This window comes from Bovifimicola ammoniilytica, from assembly GCF_025567085.1.
Classification (GTDB): domain Bacteria; phylum Bacillota; class Clostridia; order Lachnospirales; family Lachnospiraceae; genus Bovifimicola; species Bovifimicola ammoniilytica.
Window position 1 is genome coordinate 63,752 of the sequence record NZ_JAOQJN010000002.1, and the last position, 18,038, is coordinate 81,789.

Here is an 18,038-nt window from a genome sequence, read left to right on the forward strand (position 1 = left end):
TGATTTATGGAAAAACTACTTTTATAATAGTTAAGAAATTCAAGAAATTTATTTATGACAAGACAGACATTTTAAAGATTATTAATGCTAAACAAATGTCTGGGAAATATAATATAAAGAGGTATTTATGGAAAATAATCAAATGAATGGAGGCGGAGGCAACAACCGTCCGAATAATAATCGAAATGATAATAACAATAATAAGCAGAAAAAGCGTAACCAGACCATAATTATTATTGTTATCGCTGCATTAATTACAATAATTGCATCAACTTTTATGTCAAAGGTATTTGAAAATGCTACATCTAAGGAAATCTATTATAATGATTTTCTTAAAATGGTAGATGATGGCGAAGTCAAAAAAATAATATTCTCTGATGATGGTAAAATCTATATAACACCAAAGAAGCAGGAAGATGAATATTTCAAAATGACATATTATACAACACAGATAAATGGTGATGAGGAATTATTGCCTAAATTAAATAAAGCAGGCGTTGAATATAAAGGTCAGCTATCAGACAAACAGTCAAGCGTATTAACATTTATACTTGAATGGATATTGCCATTTGCACTTATATACTTCATTATGGGACTATTATTTAGAAAAGTAAGTAATGGTTCAGGTATGATGGGTGTTGGTAAATCTAATGCAAAAGTATATGTTGAGAAAGAGACGGGAGTAACATTTGCGGATGTTGCCGGACAGGACGAAGCTAAGGAATCGCTTACAGAAATAGTTGATTTTCTTCATAATCCTGGTAAATATGCTTCTATTGGTGCAAAGCTTCCTAAAGGTGCATTGCTAGTTGGACCACCTGGAACAGGTAAGACATTACTTGCTAAGGCTGTAGCAGGTGAGGGAAAAGTTCCATTTTTCTCATTGTCAGGTTCTGACTTTGTGGAAATGTTTGTCGGTGTCGGAGCATCAAGAGTAAGAGATTTATTTAAACAGGCACAGCAGTCAGCTCCATGTATCATTTTTATAGATGAGATTGATGCCATAGGTAAGAGCAGAGATGCAAAATATGGCGGAGGAAATGATGAAAGAGAACAGACACTTAACCAGCTGTTATCAGAGATGGACGGTTTCGATACATCTAAAGGATTGTTCATATTAGCTGCGACTAACAGACCGGAAGTGCTTGATAAGGCATTGTTAAGACCGGGACGTTTCGATAGAAGAATTATAGTTAATAAACCTGATTTAAAGGGAAGATTAGACGTATTAAAGGTACATTCAAGAAACGTTGCCATGGACGAAACTGTTAATCTTAATGAAATAGCACTTGCGACATCAGGAGCCGTTGGTTCAGACCTTGCAAATATGATTAATGAAGCGGCAATTAATGCTGTAAAACATGGAAGAAAAGCTATTTCACAGGCCGATTTACTTGAATCGCTTGAAGTAGTAATTGCCGGAAAAGAAAAGAAAGACAGAATCTTAGGCGAGAAAGAGAAAAAGACTGTTGCATATCATGAAGTTGGTCATGCACTTATAACAGCCTTAGAGAAACATTCAGAACCAGTTCAGAAGATAACTATTATACCAAGAACAATGGGTGCATTAGGTTATGTAATGCAGGTACCTGAAGAAGAAAAATATCTTATGTCTAAAGATGAACTGATTGCAAGAATAGTTACATTATTAGGTGGACGAGCTGCTGAAGAGATTGTATTTGAATCAATAACAACAGGTGCTTCAAATGATATGGAGAAAGCTACACAGATTGCAAGAGAGATGATTACACAGTATGGTATGTCTGATAAGTTCGGACTTATGTCATTAGAGACTGTAGAGAATCAGTATTTATCAGGAAGTGCCAGATTAAATTGTTCTGATGTAACAGCAGCGGAAGTTGATGAAGAAGTCAAGAAATTATTAAAACAATGTTATGAAAAGGCTAAGACACTTTTGAGTGAAAACAGAGCCGCTCTTGATAAAATTGCTGAATTCTTATATGAGAAAGAGACCATAACAGGTAAAGAATTTATGAAGATTTATAATGAAATTAATGGTTCTGATGAGAGTTCAGAAGATATTATCGAAGCAGTAAGTGAAGATATAAATTAAGAAAAGCTGACAAAATATATTAAATAAATTAATTAAGTTCAGGAAAACAGTTATAAAATATAATTAAGAGAAAAGTGAATAAAAATGTTTTGTATTGAAGAAGAGTTAAAGAAATTGCCGGGTTCGCCCGGCGTATACCTGATGCATGATGATACAGACGAAATCATCTACGTAGGAAAAGCAATCAGCTTAAAGAACAGGGTAAGACAATATTTTCAGACAAGCAGAACAAGAACGGCTAAGATTGAACAGATGGTTTCGAGAATTAGCCGTTTTGAATATATTGTTACCGATTCTGAGTTAGAGGCACTTATATTAGAATGTAATCTGATTAAGGAATACAGACCGAAATATAATACTATGTTAATGGATGACAAGGGTTATCCATTCATTCGTGTTACTGTGAATGAGGATTATCCAAGAGTTATGATGGCAAGAAATATGAAAAAGGATAAGGCTAAATATTTCGGTCCATACACAAGTGCGGGTGCAGTAAAAGATACAATAGAGCTGCTTACAAAGATATACAAGATAAGAACGTGTTCACGCGTACTTCCAGAGAACATAGGAATTGGCAGACCTTGCCTTAATTACCAGATAAAAAGATGTGATGCACCATGTATGGGTTATATTTCATCGGAAGAATATAAAAAGAATATTTCAGAAGTAGTAGATTTTCTAAATGGTAATTACACCAAGGTATTAAATATGCTTACCGAGAAAATGTATAGTGCATCAGAGAAAATGGAATTCGAAGAAGCAGCAACATACAGAGATCTGATAAATAGTGTGAAAGCAATTTCAAATAAACAGAAGATAACCACGGATGAAGATATGGACAGAGATATTATTGCATATGCGATGGAAGGCAATGATGCGGTTGTTCAGGTATTCTTCATTAGAAATGGTAAAGTACTTGGAAGAGAACATTTTCATGTGGAACTTGCACCACAGGCATTAGGGAGAGATGTTCTTACGAATTTTGTCAAGCAATATTATGGCAATTCACCATTTATTCCTAAGGAATTATTAGTCCAGGAAGAGATAGATGACGTGGAAGTAATAGAAAAATGGTTATCCATAAAACGAGGACAGAAGGTTGTGATTAAGCAGCCTAAGAAAGGTGAAAAAGAAAAACTTGTGGAATTGGCTGCAAGAAATGCTGGAATTGTTCTTGAACAGGATAAGGATAAGATAAAGAGTGAAGAAAGAAGAACAAAAGGAGCTGTAACAGAAATAGATAATTTATTAGATATAGCATATACTAAGAGAATAGAAGCATTTGATATATCTAATATAAATGGATTTGAATCAGTAGGCTCAATGATAGTGTATGAAGATGGCAAGCCACGTAAGAATGATTATAGAAAATTCAGAATAAAATGGGTAAAAGGTGCAGATGATTATTCAAGTATGAGAGAAGTTCTGACAAGACGTTTTACACACGGACTTAAGGAAATTGAAGAATTAAAAGAGAATAATATGGAAGAAAAATACGGAAGTTTTACGAGATTTCCAGACCTTATTATGATGGATGGTGGACGAGGACAGGTAAATATAGCCCTTGAAGTATTAGATGAATTAGGCCTTAATATTCCGGTTTGTGGTATGGTTAAGGATGACCATCACAGAACAAGAGGTTTATATTTTAATAATATTGAGATACCGATTAATAAATCAGGCGAGGGATTCAGACTTATAACACGTATACAGGATGAAGCACATAGATTTGCCATAACATTCCATAGAGATTTAAGAAGTAAGAAACAGATACATTCTATCCTGGACGATATAGAGGGAATCGGTGATGTAAGAAGAAAGGCACTTATGCGTGAATTCAAATCATTTGAGGCAATCAAAGAGGCAAGCGTGGAAGAACTTAAAAAAATTCCATCAATGAATCAGGCAGCGGCCGAAAAAGTCTATCAATTTTTCCATTGATATGCTATAATATAATGACAGCGAAAGAAAAGGAGAAGGCATATGCAATCAGTAAGTTTATCCAAAATTATTGAAAAAATGGGTCTTAAAAATCTTACTCCCGATATAGATGTAAGTCAGATTAAAGTTGAACAGACAGATATTAATAGGCCAGCATTACAATTGACAGGCTTCTTTGAACATTTTCCAACTGACAGAGTTCAGGTTATAGGACATGTTGAGAGTACTTATCTGACAACATTAGATGAGGGACGAAAGAAATATATATATGACCAGATATTTGGTGCTAACATACCATGTATGATTTTCTGCCGAGGTATACAACCAGATGAATATATATTAGAAGCAGGAAATAAATATGGTGTTCCTGTACTCGTAACTAATATGACCACATCTTCATTTATGGCAGAGATAATAAGATGGTTAAATGTAGAACTCGCACCTTGTATATCGATACATGGAGTGTTAGTAGATGTTTATGGTGAAGGTGTACTCATAATGGGTGAAAGTGGTATTGGTAAGAGTGAAGCAGCACTTGAACTTATTAAGCGTGGACACAGACTTGTAACTGATGATGTTGTAGAGATAAGAAAAGTAAGTGATGAAACATTAATCGGTACAGCACCAGATATTACAAGACATTTTATTGAACTTCGTGGTATAGGAATCATAGATGTAAAGACCTTGTTCGGTGTGGAAAGTGTAAAAGAGACACAGGGCATTGATATGGTTATTAAATTAGAGGACTGGAATAAGGATAAAGAATATGACAGACTTGGATTAGAGGAACAGTATACAGAATTTCTCGGCAATAAGGTTGTATGTCATTCGATTCCTATTCGTCCAGGACGTAACCTTGCTATTATAGTTGAGTCAGCAGCGGTTAACCACAGACAGAAGAAGATGGGATATAATGCTGCACAGGAATTATATAGAAGAGTACAGGCGAACTTAGTAAAACACGAAAATGATGAATAATATTAAAATTACATTTAAGAAAAATTTGAAGAATAGTATTTATACAATAATATATATTTATTAAAGAGGAAAGGATAAAATATATGGATAACCCATATATGGTATATTGAAATGGGAAAAGTGTGTTTTGGTATTGACGTAGGTGGAACTACAGTTAAAATCGGTTTATTTACAACAGAAGCAAAATTAATTGACAGTATGGAGATTCCTACAAGAAAAGAGGATGATGGAAGCCATATACTTCCAGATATATGTGCAGCGATTGATGCTAAATTAGTTGAGAAACAGATTACAAGAGATGATTTACTCGGTATTGGAATAGGTATTCCAGGACCTATAACAAAAGATGGTACAGTATTAAATTGTGTTAATTTAGGCTGGGGAATATTCAATGTAGAAGAAAAATTATCACAGATGCTTGGTGGCGTTAAAGTTAAAGCCGGAAATGATGCAAACGTTGCAGCCTTAGGCGAGACATGGCAGGGCGGCGGACGAGGCTTTGAAGACTTAGTTCTCGTTACATTAGGAACAGGCGTTGGCGGTGGTGTAATCATCGGCGGAAAGATAATAGCAGGTTCGAATGGTGCAGCAGGTGAGATCGGACATATTCCGGCAGTATTTGGAGATGATGCTGAGACTTGCGGTTGTGGTAAGAAAGGCTGCTTAGAGACAGTAGGTTCTGCTACAGGAATCGTAAGAGAAGCTAAGAAACTTCTTGCTAAATCAGAAGAAGATTCAGTATTACGTGGTATGGAAGAATTCACATGTAAAGATATATTTGATGCAGCTAAAGATGGCGATAAATTATCAATGGAAGTAGTAGATAAACTTGCATATTATTTAGGAAATGCAATTGCAGGAATTGCGGCAGTTACAAACCCACAGGTAATCGTAATCGGTGGTGGTGTAAGCAAAGCAGGTAAATTCCTTCTGGATAAAATAGAAGAAAACTTTCTTGCAAATGCGTTCCATGCAACTAAAAATGCTAAATTTGCATTGGCAACATTAGGCAATGATGCTGGAATGTATGGTGCAGCAGCACTTATTTTGGATTAATATAATGTGAAATATATGAAATGATATTGCGCCGCTTAATAAGCGGCGTTTTAGATAGTTGTAAAGGAGTAAAAAGTATATGTACCAGGAATTAATCAATATCTTAGGCAAAGAAAATGTATTTACTGATGAAGATATGAGTAAACATACTACGTTCAAGGCGGGTGGTAAGGCAAAATATTTTGTTACTCCTGACAGCTTTGAAAGGTTATCTGAATTAATTCGATTTTTAAAAGACAAAATTGACTATTACATTATTGGCAATGGAAGCAATCTTTTAGTAAAAGACGAGGGATATAATGGTGTAATCGTTAAAATCGGACAGAAACTTTCTAATATAACACTTGATGATAAGGTGATGTCATGTGAAGCAGGAGCATATGTCTCTAAAATAGCTAATTATGCCTGTGAGAATTCGCTTAGTGGACTTGAATTTGCGGCAGGAATACCGGGAATGCTTGGCGGTGCCGTTGCAATGAATGCAGGTGCATATGGAGGCGAATTTAAAGATATAATTATGAGTGTAACACTTATGGATAAATATGGCAACATTGTTGAAAAGTCAAATGAGGAAATGAAATTTGGCTATAGAAATAGTGTTGTTCAGGAAGAAGATTATATTGTTCTATCTGCAAAACTTAAGTTAGAAGCTGGAAATAAAGATGAAATAAGTGATAGAATGAATGAACTTCTTAAGCAGAGAAGAGATAAACAACCTTTGGAATATCCAAGTGCAGGAAGTACATTCAAGAGACCTGAGGGATATTTTGCAGGTAAACTGATAATGGATGCAGGTCTTAAGGGCTATAGTGTAGGTGGTGCATGTGTATCGGAGAAACATTGTGGTTTCGTGGTAAATAAAGGAAATGCAACGGCTGCGGATATAATAAGACTTATGAAGGATGTGGCTGATAAAGTAGAGGCTGAATTTGGTGTAAGATTAGAACCTGAAGTTAAAATAATTGGCTAAGCAGTTATCATAAAAGTTATTATAAAGTATGAAAAAGCAGATTAATAAGTCTGTTTTTCTTATAGCTATTGGTTTCTTTATGAAAACAAATAGCTATTATAGCAATAAATTATAAATTGCGCAGAATAAGAGAAAGGAGATTAGTGTATGAGATTTGTTATCATTACAGGGATGTCAGGGGCAGGTAAGAGTAGTGCCTTAAAAACATTAGAGGATAATAACTATTTTTGTGTAGATAATCTTCCTATTGAACTTATATTGAAATTTGCAGAGCTGACTTTCAGTGATAAGAATTCTAATGATAAAAATGTTGCACTGGGAATAGATATACGAAGTGGACAGGCGTTAAGTGAGTTAGATTATATTCTTGATAAAATGAAAAAATCAGGTTATCATTATGAAATTCTGTTTCTTGATGCTAATGATGATGTACTTATCAAGAGATTTAAAGAGACCAGGCGTGCGCACCCTCTGACACCAGAGGGACGAGTTGATGAGGGCATAGTTAACGAACGTAAACAGTTAGAATTTCTACGAAAACAAGCTGATTATATCATAGATACAAGCACACTTTTGATACGTGAACTTCGCATGGAAATAGAAAAAATATTTGTGGAGAATAAAGAGTATAAGAACCTTTTTGTTACAATTTTATCATTCGGTTTCAAGTATGGAATTCCTGTTGATGCTGACCTTATTTTTGATGTAAGATTTATGCCTAATCCATATTATATAGATGAGCTTAAGTATAAAACAGGAAATGATGATGAAGTGAAAGAGTTCGTGATGTCATCTGAAGTATCACAGAAATTTCTTGATAAGCTCTATGATATGATTAAGTTTTTAATACCTAATTATGTTAAAGAAGGCAAGAACCAGTTAGTTATCGGAGTAGGTTGTACAGGTGGAAAGCACAGGTCAGTAACTGTTGCAAATATGTTGTATGACAGGTTGTCAGAGGATAAGAATCTTGGTATAAAAGTTGCACATAGAGATATTATGAGATAAAAAGTTAGTAGAAGAAGAGGAATACAATGTCATTTTCAGGAAAAGTTAAGGATGAATTATCGAAACAGTGTCCGGTTGCAAGACATTGCCAGATTGCAGAAGTAGCGGCAATAATAAGCCTGTGTGGAAGAATCGGAATATCGCAAAATGATACATATTCGGTAAGAATTCATACGGAAAATATTGCTGTTGCAAGAAAATACTTTACATTATTGAAAAAAGCATATAATATAGATACGGAAATTTCAATCAGACAAAGTTCTAAATTAAGAAATTATACAATTACAATCAAACATCATAAAGATGCTATGAAAGTATTACAGGCATCGAAGTTAATTGATGAGTATGGTGAAATATGTGAGAATCTTTCAGTTTCAAGTAATATTCTGATACAGAAAGAGTGTTGTAAACGTGCCTTCATAAGAGGCGCATTTTTAGCGTCTGGGTCAATAAGTGATCCGGAGAAATTTTACCATTTTGAAATTGTATGTACTACAGAGGATAAAGCAGTTCAATTAAAGAACATAATTCAATATTTTAATATTGATGCGAAAATAGTTGAAAGAAAGAAGCATTTTGTGGTATATATAAAAGAAGGCGCTGGAATCGTAGATATTTTGAATGTGATGGAGGCGCATGTAGCACTTATGGATTTAGAAAATGTGAGGATACTGAAAGAAATGCGTAATTCAGTTAACCGTAAAGTGAATTGTGAAACAGCAAATTTAAAGAAAACAGTGTCGGCTGCTGTAAAGCAGATAGAAGATATAAAGTTTATCAGGGATAAAGTCGGCTTGTCAGTGCTTTCGGACAATTTAGAAGAGATGGCAAGACTAAGACTTGATAATCCGGATGCTTCTTTGAAAGAATTAGGAGAAATGCTAACCCCGGCTGTAGGCAAATCCGGTGTAAACCATAGGTTAAGAAAAATCTGCGAAATTGCAGATGACTTACGTGAAAGCTAAGGAGGATTATTATGGTAACCAAAAATATGAAAATTGAAATTCAATCAGGGCTTGAAGCCAGACCTGTAGCAATGTTTGTACAGACTGCAAGTCAGTATGACAGCTCTATTTATGTAGAACATGAGAACAAGAGAGTTAATGCTAAAAGTATTATGGGAATGATGACACTTGGTCTTGCAGCAGGCGAAGATGTATTAGTATCGGCAGACGGTACAGATGAAGAAGCTGCAATTGAGGGTATTGAAAAATTCTTAAGCAATACTAAATAGCAATAAATAAGCTGCATAAAATAATATCAATTGAGACAAAATATTACGGTAACGTAAAGTTATAAATTAATTAGAAAAGAGGAAAATTATGACTGATTTAAAATGTTCCGTAACCAATTGCTATCACAACAAAGAAAAATTATGTTGCTTAGACAGTATAAAAGTAGATGGTACAACAGCCGAGGTATCTGACGAAACAGCATGTGCAAGCTTTAAGGACAGATCAGAGAATAACTTTAGTAATTCCTGCGGTTGTAGTTCATCACCAAACCATTCTATAAAAATTGAATGCATGGCGGAAAAATGTGTGCATAATACAGCATGTTGTTGTACAGCTTCATCAATTGATGTAGATGGTGCTAATGCATGTACTTGTCGCGATACAAGATGTTCTACTTTCAGAATGGAATAGAATATAAAATAATAAAAAATAAGGTAAAATTATATTGACAAAACATCACAACAATGATAAACTATCAAAGTTGTGAAAAATAAATGAAGCAGAGTATCCGCTCTCACCTATGCACGAATGAGTGACATATGGTTGATGTTTTGAATATAAGCGTAAGCATTAATTTGAAAGTGGATAGTCTGACTATCCACTTTTTTTGGAGGTGCACTACTATTAGCGAATTAAATATTAACGAACAGATAAGAGACAAAGAAATTCGATTGATTGGAGAAAACGGCGAACAGTTAGGAATTATGTCGGCTAAAGAAGCTCTTAAACTTGCTAAAGAAGCAGATTTAGATTTAGTTAAAATTGCTCCAACTGCCAAACCACCTGTATGTAAGATTATTGATTATGGCAAATACAGATACGAGATGGCAAGACGTGAGAAAGAAGCTAAGAAAAAACAGAAAACAATCGATATTAAGGAAGTGAGATTATCACCTAATATTGAAGCTAATGATATGAAGACAAAAGCAAATATGGCTAGAAAATTTCTTGAAAAAGGTGACAAAGTTAAGGTTACACTTCGTTTCCGTGGAAGAGAAATGGCACATATGACAAATAGTAAACATATATTAGACGATTTTGCTGAGTTGCTTTCAGACATTTCTGTAGTAGAAAAGCCTGCAAAATTAGAAGGAAGAAGTATGCAGATGTTTTTAGCTGAAAAGAGATAATCAATATAAGATATTGTTTATTTATATAGTTAAAAAATAGATGAATTTAAGGAGGACGAACATAATGCCAAAAATGAAGACAAGCAGAGCTGCTGCTAAACGTTTCAAAAAAACAGGTACAGGTAAATTAAAGAGAATGAAAGCTTACAAGAGCCATATTCTTACAAAGAAGACAACTAAGAGAAAGAGAAATCTTAGAAAAGCAACTATTACAGATGCAACAAATGTAAAGAATATGAAGAAAATATTACCATATTTATAGGATAAAATAAAATAGGAGGAAGACTGAAATGGCAAGAATTAAAGGCGGAATGAACGCTAAAAAAAGACATAATAGAACATTAAAACTCGCTAAAGGTTACAGAGGCGCTAGATCAAAACAGTATAGAGTAGCAAAACAGTCAGTTATGAGAGCATTAACAAGTTCATATGCTGGCAGAAAGCAGAAGAAGAGACAGTTCAGACAGTTATGGATCGCAAGAATTAATGCTGCTGCAAGAATGAACGGATTATCATACAGTAAATTTATGTATGGTTTAAAAGTTGCAGGAGTTGAAATTAACAGAAAGATCTTATCTGAAATGGCTATCAACGATGCAGAGGGATTTGCTAAATTAGCAGAACTTGCAAAATCTAAACTTGCTTAATTATCATATAATTGAGAATTAAATAGAAATATAACATATAGATACCAAGGTTTTATTGAAAGCCTTGGTATTTTTGTGTTGTATAAGATTATATAGAAAGAAGCCTGATATTAAAGAATTCTTAATAAAGTCATAAGTAAGAATTAAAAAACTAAGAATTTGGATATGCTACAATATATAGGTCGATATTAACAGGTAAAATATGACGAATTACTTAGAAACGAGGATTAATGCTTATGAATAAGAAAAAATCAGTCAGAAGAAGAAAATGCAGAATTAAATATTTTATAAAAATCCTATTTATGATAATTATGCTTGTTACTGTATGTTATGCTACTGATAAGATAATTAATATGAATGGTGATGATAAAGAGGGAGCCGAGAAAATAAGAAATCTTGCGGTAAGTTCGAGAAATGCCAAACAATCAGAACAACTTGCTTATATAATGAAGAATAAGGATAATTATACAACAGATTTAATAGAGTTAGCCAAACGTAATTCTGAAGCAATAAAGTTTGTGTATGATTATCCGGAAAATAAAGATAATAAAATAGACATTTCAATTGATAAAGACATAGATTGTAACGGAGTGCCTTTATTTATGCAATGGGATGAGCGTTGGGGATATGATAAATATGGTGATGGAATAATTGGAATAAATGGCTGCGGTCCAACATGTCTATCAATGGTTGCAATTTATATTCTTAAAAATAATTATATGAATCCAGAGTGGATGGCGAACTTTAGTGAAGAATCGGGATATGTTTCGGATAATGGTACATTATGGGCCTTGATGGGTAGTGGAGCAAGAAAATTAGGACTTGAGTCTATTGAAATTCCATTAGATGAAAACAGGGTATATAGTAACTTAGAAGTAGGAAATCCTATAATATGTAGTGTCGGGCCGGGAGATTTTACAACAGAAGGACATTTTATAGTCCTTGCAGGACTTGAAGATGGTAAAATAATAGTAAATGACCCTAATAGCAGAAAGAACAGTAAAAAGAGGTGGACATTTGATGAAATAAAGGGGCAGATTAAAAATTTATGGGTGTTCAGATGAGACAAAAATTCATACACAGAATAGAAATATTAATCTGAAGTTAAAAGTCATATTTAAAAATTATGGATATTCAGATGATTTGTATAATTTGCACAAAAAAATAAAAACAAGGTAAAGAAAATCATACTATTGTTAAAAAATGATATATATGGTATAATCATTTTATGTTAAAAAATGTAAATTATAATGCAAGGAGCTGAAGAAGATGCAGATAACAGATTATATTGAATTAGAATCGTTAAAAGGCATAAAGGAAGACTTAGAAGGCTTAGTAGATGTAAAATTTGAGATAGCCAATACAGAGAATAGAAACATACTTAGTGCAGACGAAGAGATTCTTGATGACAATTTAGCAGTATCAGTTGTGGAGATAACATTAGAAGATGAATTATTGGGAAAAGTATTAATTTATAGCGAAGATGTTTTGGACGAAGAGAAAGTTAATCATCTAGATGGATTGATAAACAGACTTATTAATGATGTAATCAAAGATAAGCGATTAGAGGATGATGAAGAGAAATCAAATAGTGAGTACGTGAATAAAGCTTCAGGATTATTAGATGAATTAAAAGAGAAATCAAAAGCTCTTGATAAGATTGAATCTAAACAGAAGATACTTGCACTCAATGCTGCGATAGAAGCTGCGAGAGCAGGTGAATTTGGTAAGGGATTTGCTGTAGTAGCAGATGAAGTTGGTAAACTTGCCAGAAACTCAGGTGATATTAATCAGTCTATCAAAGTGTCACTTGGTGAGCTTACAGAATGTATAGATGTTTTGGTGAATAACTAAGGTATAATTAAAGAAAATATTATAATTTAACGATAACAACCATATGAAGATAAATAATATAAATGTGATTATTTTCATATGGTTGTTTTTATTATTATGTATGAAAGTGATTATTGTAATTTATATAGTATTATATAATAAATCGAGAAAATGTACTTTATGTTAAAGAACGATTTGAAAAGTGGTAAATAAAATGACTCAAGGATAATAAAAATGGATAATAAAAATCAAAAAATAGTTGACAATATGAAATTATGAGTTATAATATCATATGTAATTAATGTTCCTCGATAGCTCAATGGTAGAGCACACGGCTGTTAACCGTGGGGTTGTTGGTTCGAGCCCAACTCGGGGAGCTATTTTTATACTCAAAATGATATAAAAATTGAAGTTAATGAGTCCCTATATTTGATTTCTTATCATAAAGATGCATACAAGATAATTAGATGAGAAATTTTATATAGAGACTTTTTTAGCTTTAGTGACAATATAAAAATAGTGGTATATAATTAGCTTAAAAAAGTATTTAAATAATGCATAATATAAAATGCATAGAAAAGTTTAGAAAGGAAAAGTTACATTGGTATAATATAGATATAAATACCAAATAAACTATATTTAAAAGGATGAAAAAATTAATATCTTGGAATGTAAATGGAATACGTGCATGCGTACAGAAAGGTTTTGTGGATATATTTAAGGAAATGGATGCAGATATATTCTGTATACAGGAAAGTAAAATGCAGGAAGGACAACTGGTACTTGAATTAGAGGGGTATCATCAATATTGGAATTATGCAGAGAAAAAGGGATATTCGGGAACTGCTATATTTACGAAGGAGCAACCAATAAGTGACAGTTATGGTATAGGCATAGAAAAACATGATAAAGAGGGAAGAGTAATTACACTGGAATATGATAAATATTATATGGTAAATGTCTACACACCAAATTCGCAGAATGAATTAGCACGTTTAGATTACAGAATGGAATGGGAAGAAGCATTTAAAGCATATTTGAAGAAATTAGAAGAAAATAAGCCTGTAATTGTATGTGGTGATATGAATGTTGCACATAATGAGATAGATTTAAAGAATCCTAAAACTAATAGAAAAAATGCAGGATTTACAGATGAGGAAAGAGGAAAGTTCACAGACTTGTTAGATGCAGGTTTTATAGACACGTTCAGATATTTTTATCCTGATATGAAAGATATATATTCATGGTGGTCATATAGATTCAGTGCAAGAGCCAAGAATGCAGGTTGGCGTATAGACTATTTTCTTGTATCAGAGGCACTTAAGGGTAATCTGGTAGATGCAAAAATTCATACAGAAATTATGGGGTCAGATCACTGCCCTGTTGAACTTGATATAGAAATATAGTGATAAGAATAACTGCCGCTGAAAATTTTTATAAAATATATTGACTTTAGTATAATAAAGTAATATAATAAATTTCGAGGTTGATACCAAAGGCGGCTACATAACTCGTTTATTTGTAGTACCCTGAGGTATTTTTTACTTTATAGAAAAATTTATATTGTATAATATGTGTGAAGGAGGAAACCACTATGTCATATGTTGACGAGGTAATTGAGCAGGTTGTAAAACAGAATCCTGCAGAGCCTGAATTCCATCAGGCAGTTAAGGAAGTATTAGAATCATTAAGAGTCGTTGTTGAGGCTAATGAGGAGAAATTCAGAAAGGATGCTTTACTTGAAAGATTAGTTAATCCTGAAAGACAGATTAAATTCAGAGTTCCTTGGGTAGATGACAAAGGACAGGTTCAGGTTAACACAGGTTACCGTGTACAGTTCAATAGTGCAATTGGACCATACAAGGGAGGTTTAAGATTACATCCATCTGTTAACTTAGGTATTATTAAATTCTTAGGTTTTGAACAGATTTTCAAGAACTCACTTACAGGTCTTCCAATTGGTGGTGGTAAAGGTGGTTCTGACTTTGATCCTAAGGGAAAATCAGATAGAGAAATTATGGCATTCTGTCAGAGCTTTATGACAGAGCTTTGCAAATATATCGGTGCTGACACAGATGTTCCAGCGGGTGATATCGGAACAGGTGCCAGAGAAATTGGTTATATGTTTGGTCAGTATAAGAGAATCAGAGGCGTATATGAGGGCGTATTAACAGGTAAAGGCTTATCATATGGTGGTTCTTTAGCTAGAACAGAAGCTACAGGATATGGTTTATTATATTTTACAGAAGAAATGTTAAAATGCAATGGACAGGATATCGTTGGTAAGACAGTTGCAGTATCTGGTTCAGGTAACGTTGCTATCTACGCAACAGAGAAAGCACAGCAGTTAGGTGCTAAAGTTGTAACAGTTTCAGATTCAAATGGTTGGGTATATGATCCAGACGGAATTGATGTTGCAGCACTTAAAGAAATCAAAGAAGTAAATCGTGCGCGACTTACAGAATACAAGAAATACAGACCAAATTCTGAATATCATGAAGGAAAAGGTGTATGGACTGTTAAAGTTGATATTGCTCTTCCATGTGCAACTCAGAATGAATTAAATCTTGATGATGCAAAATCATTAGTAGCTAATGGTGTTATGGCTGTATGTGAAGGTGCTAATATGCCTACAACATTAGAAGCTACAGAATATTTACAGAAAAACGGAGTATACTTCGCTCCTGGTAAAGCAGCTAATGCAGGTGGCGTTGCTACATCAGCACTTGAGATGTCTCAGAACAGTGAAAGATTAAGCTGGACATTCGAAGAAGTTGATTCTAAATTAAAGAACATCATGGTAAATATCTTCCATAACCTTGATGCAGCATCTAAGAAATATGGATTTGAAGGTAACTACGTTGTAGGTGCTAACATTGCCGGATTCGAAAAAGTTGTTGACGCTATGAATGCACAGGGTATTTGCTAATAATACCTTATATTGCCCCTAATCCTCGTGGTTAGGGGCTTTTTTAGTTATAAAGGAAATTATTTCATAATATTCCTTTATAACTAAAGCTCCGCATAGATGCGACTGATGTAAAAATGAATTTTGCAAGTTAAAGCTTGCATACATCAGCGCCTGAAAGAGTTGCTAAGCAACTCTTTTATTAAAATAGACAATTCTGACAATTCATAAAATAAGTGGGTAAAAACAGGCCGTAATAGGCAAGTAATAGGCGAGTAATAGGCAGGTAATAGGCTTTAGAACAAAGCATTTAATTTCTGAACTTCGGTATGTCTTAAGGATTATCCATTCTTATTTTTGAAATAAAAAATCTTATATCAAATGATAATAAAGATGGTATAATAAAATAAAGACAAATTAATTATTTAAAGATGTATTAACTTGATTAAAATATGAAAATATAAAGTTGAATGTTATTAGAAGTAAATTAGATATAGAAAGTAGATGAGAATATGCAAAAAACAACCGAAGTATATAAATTATGTTTAGATTGTAAATGTTTGTACTGTAAGAATGAAACTATTACGAAAGAACCTTATTCTTGCAAAATTTATACTAAAAGAAGGCAAATACCACCACAAATATGGAATCACAAAGAAGTAGAATGTGAATATTTCTCTCCTAAAGAATTGGAGGGTGAAGAAACATTGTAATCCGCAAAAACTTCTTATAAGTAGTTATGATATACTGCTTACAATTTTAAAAGGAGTGAAATAGTATGAATGAAAAATTAGACAAAGCATTAGAGGATTATGCAGAAAAATTCAATGATGGTTTTCCAACATTTCAGATGAGTGCAGAATCGCCTGAAAGAATAATTGAAATCATTAGTGATTGTATAAAAAACAATAAAGACGTATATGATAGTGGGTATTTAACTTTGGATGATGACATATCATATTAGGTATATGAAAGTACAGCCAAACGGCTGTGCTTTTTAATATCTTAACAATTTATCCAATATATCATCAAGGAGATTATATATATTAAAAACCAAAGCATTCTCATATAAAAGATAAATGAATATTATATAATTATGATTCAGTTGAAATATGCGTAATCATATTTTCAAAGGCTTTGTTTGATTTTTATGTGAATTTACTATATCTATTTATAGAGAAAACATTGACGCATTGGAAATTAATAAATATAATTTAGATAAGATAATGTCTATGTATGATATGAGTGGAGGTGTTTGATGTGGAAATAGAAGAAATTAAAGAAATGTCAGAAATTAATGAATCAACAGTATATTGGAAATTGACAGATTATGAACATCAAAATCAGGTGATTAAAAGAGTTGGTTGTAAGTCATATCAAATGGAAAATGGTAAATGGGTAAGAATAGGATTATCAATAGGATATTTTTATCCTGATGCACCAGAGTTTGATTGCTATGAAGAAATCCCGGAGGAAGATGCATTGGAGTTGCTGAAACAAAATGATAAAAGTATTAGAAATATTAAAAGCACCGAAGCTTGAAACATTGATTTGTAACATAGATAAAGATGGAAGAACTGATAAAATTAAACTTATATATGAAAATAGCAGTGAGATAGTTGAAAAATTTAGAATATATAAACCATTGACATGTTTTTCCGATAGAGGTGTGGAATACATTGATATATATCGAACAGGAGGTGAAAAAATAATCGAAATAATATTTATATAGTAACTGTAGAAATAAAAAATATAGAGGAGGTATGTATTATGCCACAATTAAATGCGTATGGTATAATGAATGTTGAAAAAAAGACGGTTGTTAATTGTGTATATGAAGCCGATAAACACGTTGCAAAAGGAAGTAATATAGAAATTGAATTTATGTCCGGACAAAAAGTTGTAAGTAAAATAAATGAGTTGCATTTGAGTTATCCGCCATATGCAGACCCTGTATTGAGCATAGTTATTGATGATTGGATTGATGAAAGAGAATGCGGTAGAATAAAGAGCGTATATGTCTATAAAGACATAGCTGAGTAAATAAAAGGAATTGAATTCATGAAATCAAAAATAGAGAAGGTATTTGTTGGAGGTAGATATATACCAGCACCTCAGGATTATTATGATGCACCTATTATAAGAAAGGATATATCGCTAGAACAACTAGAGAAAGAGATTAAGGAAGAGGAAGAAAAGAGTAAACATCGAAATGATTGAGAATATAAAATAGTATTTGAGAGTAAGCTGGTAGAATT

General features: G+C 33.0%; 20 protein-coding genes, 1 tRNA gene and 1 pseudogene. All 22 read left to right on the plus strand.

Annotation, left to right across the window (positions count from 1 at the left end):
- Nucleotides 1-127: 127 nt before the first annotated feature.
- The 22 genes and pseudogenes from ftsH (at nucleotide 128) to OCV48_RS02175 (ending at nucleotide 18,000) form a co-directional block, all read left to right on the plus strand.
- The gene (gene ftsH, locus OCV48_RS02070) at nucleotides 128-2,074 is read left to right on the plus strand and encodes an ATP-dependent zinc metalloprotease FtsH (RefSeq protein WP_021982743.1); all 1,947 of its coding nucleotides are present in this window, start codon (nucleotides 128-130) and stop codon (nucleotides 2,072-2,074) included.
- A gap of 84 nt (nucleotides 2,075-2,158) precedes the next feature.
- The gene (uvrC, locus tag OCV48_RS02075; protein ID WP_147591033.1) at nucleotides 2,159-4,015 is read left to right on the plus strand and encodes an excinuclease ABC subunit UvrC; all 1,857 of its coding nucleotides are present in this window, start codon (nucleotides 2,159-2,161) and stop codon (nucleotides 4,013-4,015) included.
- 42 nt (nucleotides 4,016-4,057) lie between these two features.
- Nucleotides 4,058-4,993 carry an HPr(Ser) kinase/phosphatase gene (hprK, locus tag OCV48_RS02080; protein WP_021982741.1) on the plus strand — a complete coding sequence of 312 codons (936 nt, stop codon included), beginning with the start codon at nucleotides 4,058-4,060 and terminating at the stop codon, nucleotides 4,991-4,993.
- 111 nt (nucleotides 4,994-5,104) lie between these two features.
- Nucleotides 5,105-6,049 carry an ROK family glucokinase gene (locus tag OCV48_RS02085; protein WP_021982740.1) on the plus strand — a complete coding sequence of 315 codons (945 nt, stop codon included), beginning with the start codon at nucleotides 5,105-5,107 and terminating at the stop codon, nucleotides 6,047-6,049.
- Nucleotides 6,050-6,128: 79 nt separating this feature from the next.
- Entirely contained in the window at nucleotides 6,129-7,019 is an 891-nt protein-coding gene (gene murB, locus OCV48_RS02090) for a UDP-N-acetylmuramate dehydrogenase (protein ID WP_147591034.1), read from the plus strand.
- Between the two features lie 147 nt (nucleotides 7,020-7,166).
- The gene (gene rapZ / locus OCV48_RS02095) at nucleotides 7,167-8,027 is read left to right on the plus strand and encodes an RNase adapter RapZ (protein WP_021982738.1); all 861 of its coding nucleotides are present in this window, start codon (nucleotides 7,167-7,169) and stop codon (nucleotides 8,025-8,027) included.
- 26 nt (nucleotides 8,028-8,053) lie between these two features.
- On the plus strand, nucleotides 8,054-8,992 hold the full coding sequence (gene whiA / locus OCV48_RS02100; protein WP_147591035.1) for a DNA-binding protein WhiA: 939 nt from the start codon (nucleotides 8,054-8,056) through the stop codon (nucleotides 8,990-8,992).
- A gap of 11 nt (nucleotides 8,993-9,003) precedes the next feature.
- Nucleotides 9,004-9,261 (plus strand): HPr family phosphocarrier protein, encoded by a 258-nt coding sequence (locus OCV48_RS02105; RefSeq protein ID WP_147591036.1) that lies wholly within the window; start codon nucleotides 9,004-9,006, stop codon nucleotides 9,259-9,261.
- Nucleotides 9,262-9,349: 88 nt separating this feature from the next.
- A complete protein-coding gene (locus OCV48_RS02110; RefSeq protein WP_021982735.1) occupies nucleotides 9,350-9,673 on the plus strand; it encodes a DUF1540 domain-containing protein in 324 nt (107 codons plus the stop codon).
- Nucleotides 9,674-9,837: 164 nt separating this feature from the next.
- Nucleotides 9,838-10,392, plus strand: coding sequence for a translation initiation factor IF-3 (infC, locus tag OCV48_RS02115; RefSeq protein WP_449495037.1), 555 nt, complete (start codon nucleotides 9,838-9,840; stop codon nucleotides 10,390-10,392).
- Between the two features lie 64 nt (nucleotides 10,393-10,456).
- A complete protein-coding gene (gene rpmI, locus OCV48_RS02120) occupies nucleotides 10,457-10,654 on the plus strand; it encodes a 50S ribosomal protein L35 (RefSeq protein WP_021982733.1) in 198 nt (65 codons plus the stop codon).
- A gap of 28 nt (nucleotides 10,655-10,682) precedes the next feature.
- Nucleotides 10,683-11,039, plus strand: coding sequence for a 50S ribosomal protein L20 (rplT, locus tag OCV48_RS02125; protein WP_021982732.1), 357 nt, complete (start codon nucleotides 10,683-10,685; stop codon nucleotides 11,037-11,039).
- A 236-nt stretch (nucleotides 11,040-11,275) separates the two neighbouring features.
- Nucleotides 11,276-12,103 carry a C39 family peptidase gene (locus OCV48_RS02130; RefSeq protein WP_262558664.1) on the plus strand — a complete coding sequence of 276 codons (828 nt, stop codon included), beginning with the start codon at nucleotides 11,276-11,278 and terminating at the stop codon, nucleotides 12,101-12,103.
- Between the two features lie 529 nt (nucleotides 12,104-12,632).
- Nucleotides 12,633-12,893: pseudogene (locus tag OCV48_RS14125) on the plus strand (methyl-accepting chemotaxis protein); the annotation flags it as partial.
- A 284-nt stretch (nucleotides 12,894-13,177) separates the two neighbouring features.
- Nucleotides 13,178-13,249: transfer RNA gene (locus tag OCV48_RS02140), tRNA-Asn, on the plus strand.
- Nucleotides 13,250-13,519: 270 nt separating this feature from the next.
- On the plus strand, nucleotides 13,520-14,278 hold the full coding sequence (locus OCV48_RS02145; RefSeq protein ID WP_021982729.1) for an exodeoxyribonuclease III: 759 nt from the start codon (nucleotides 13,520-13,522) through the stop codon (nucleotides 14,276-14,278).
- Between the two features lie 188 nt (nucleotides 14,279-14,466).
- Entirely contained in the window at nucleotides 14,467-15,801 is a 1,335-nt protein-coding gene (gene gdhA / locus OCV48_RS02150; RefSeq protein WP_021982728.1) for an NADP-specific glutamate dehydrogenase, read from the plus strand.
- A 757-nt stretch (nucleotides 15,802-16,558) separates the two neighbouring features.
- Nucleotides 16,559-16,744 (plus strand): hypothetical protein, encoded by a 186-nt coding sequence (locus OCV48_RS02155; protein ID WP_021982727.1) that lies wholly within the window; start codon nucleotides 16,559-16,561, stop codon nucleotides 16,742-16,744.
- 296 nt (nucleotides 16,745-17,040) lie between these two features.
- Nucleotides 17,041-17,322: a hypothetical protein gene (locus OCV48_RS02160; protein WP_021982726.1), complete on the plus strand. Its 282-nt coding sequence runs from the start codon at nucleotides 17,041-17,043 to the stop codon at nucleotides 17,320-17,322.
- Nucleotides 17,282-17,512, plus strand: a complete 231-nt coding sequence (locus tag OCV48_RS02165) for a hypothetical protein (protein ID WP_021982725.1) — start codon at nucleotides 17,282-17,284, stop codon at nucleotides 17,510-17,512. The genes OCV48_RS02160 and OCV48_RS02165 overlap by 41 nt, the downstream gene beginning before the upstream one ends.
- A gap of 38 nt (nucleotides 17,513-17,550) precedes the next feature.
- Nucleotides 17,551-17,823, plus strand: coding sequence for a hypothetical protein (locus tag OCV48_RS02170; protein WP_021982724.1), 273 nt, complete (start codon nucleotides 17,551-17,553; stop codon nucleotides 17,821-17,823).
- An 18-nt stretch (nucleotides 17,824-17,841) separates the two neighbouring features.
- On the plus strand, nucleotides 17,842-18,000 hold the full coding sequence (locus OCV48_RS02175; protein WP_021982723.1) for a hypothetical protein: 159 nt from the start codon (nucleotides 17,842-17,844) through the stop codon (nucleotides 17,998-18,000).
- Nucleotides 18,001-18,038 lie beyond the last annotated feature (38 nt).